This is a genomic window from Brevibacillus sp. HB2.2, assembly GCF_013284275.1.
Lineage (GTDB): Bacteria > Bacillota > Bacilli > Brevibacillales > Brevibacillaceae > Brevibacillus > Brevibacillus brevis_D.
In genome coordinates this window covers 1-1643 of sequence record NZ_JABSUV010000089.1, presented here as the reverse complement: position 1 = coordinate 1643, position 1643 = coordinate 1, and the positions used below count along the sequence as shown (strand labels likewise).

The 1643-nt window shown below is 43.0% G+C and carries 1 pseudogene; it reads left to right on the top strand.

The annotated features are described in order from the left end of the window. A pseudogene (locus tag HP401_RS29400) lies at nucleotides 1–441 on the top strand (hypothetical protein); the annotation flags it as partial. Nucleotides 442–1643: the final 1202 nt, after the last annotated feature.

The following is a 1643-nucleotide window of genomic DNA, read 5'->3' as shown; positions in this document are numbered from 1 at the left end:
GTGAACGGGGCTTCTTATGGCACAGAGGTAGAGGTGCTGCTAGCTTCGCCTATCCCCAGCGGATGGGTCATGGTTCGTGCCTTTAGAGGATCGAATGTCATCAAGAATATGAACGGTGCTTCTTATGGTACGGAGGTAGAGGTGATGCTCGCCTCGCCTATTCCAGTCGGATGGGTCATGGTTCGTGCCTTTGGAGGATCAAATGTAATCAGAAATGTTCATGATGCTTCGTACGGCACGGAGGTAGAAGTGATGCTCGCTTCGCCTATCCCAAAAGGATGGGTCATGGTTCGAACCTATGGAGGTTCGAATGTGATCAGAAATGTCAATGGTGCTCCTAACGGAACGCAGATTGAGGTACTGCAAGCATCGCCTGTTCCTGAAGGATGGATCATTCTCAGTTCAGGTGGAAATTCGAAAGTAATCAGGAAAATTGGCTAAAACAAAGAGTACATGGCAATGTATCTAGTCCGCGAGCTGACGTCGAAATGAAAACGGCATCAGCTTGTGGGCTTGTAACAACATGTTCGGAATGAATGTAAAGCCGCCGCTAAAGTGATCAGAAAATACGATACTTGGTTTAATCAAGAATTTAGATTTACATGTTTTGTAAAATTGTGCTTGTTAGCGCGATTCCTTCGATACATCTCCCGCATGCCTCCAAATATTCAGCTTCTTTCTCGATGAGGATGGACCACGGCCTGTTCGTTTCGCAGCCTCTTCTGTGCTGCCGCTGCCAGCGCAATTGTCATGGAAGGGGATTCTCAAATTGGTACTCAGATAACGCTGAATGGAGCAATATCCATTATCAAGGTAAACCACCTGCAAACCTTATCCTGTCTGGGCTTCGGATACTTGGGGAAATAAGATTTATTAAGATCCGTGTAAACTGCGGCTCTTTTTTACTTTAATGAGGAGATGTTATCCTTGTTAGTGACATTACCAAAGTATCCGCCATGAACTCATAACATTCTTTCCATCCCTTAGTGGCATCCTCATCATTAGCTGTCGGAAATGATAGATTCACTTAATCCTTCCAGCATAACAACCACCGAGCCACATAGTTCCCATTCTTTTTTCCGAGGTAACAGTCCATATTCTTCCGTTGCTATGCTCAGCCTCACCACAAGTGTGGATCACGACCAGCATCTTCTTTCCTCCTTATAGTGTTTGAAACATAAATCCGGGACTTGAAAGGTAGTTTATATGACTGTCTCAATACAATTGGTACTATTAGGTTTCATCACAGGTCTATTAATCTGTATTGCTTTTCCAGTCCTTCAAAAGGAAGCGACACTGATGGGATTATGGATGATTCTGTGGAGTCGTATTAGTTTACGAAAAGGCTCTGTTTATGGAATCTGGAAGCTTTTAACTTACATAACATTAGTGATTGGCTGGATACTCTTGCTTTTCGGGATACTTTTGACAGCCTTAGAGTTCATTTTCTAAAATACCGTTGTGTTCAGCTGTTTCCCCATTCCTACTGTAATCACAGTAAGGTGGTACCTAAAAAGGATATGGATATCATTTTCGAGTTATTGGAATGCCTTCGAAGCCATAAAGAAGAGCAGCGAATTGATTTTCGAATCTAGTCAAAATACGAAATTTGAAAAATTGGAGTATAGCCCTTGTCCCCTTCA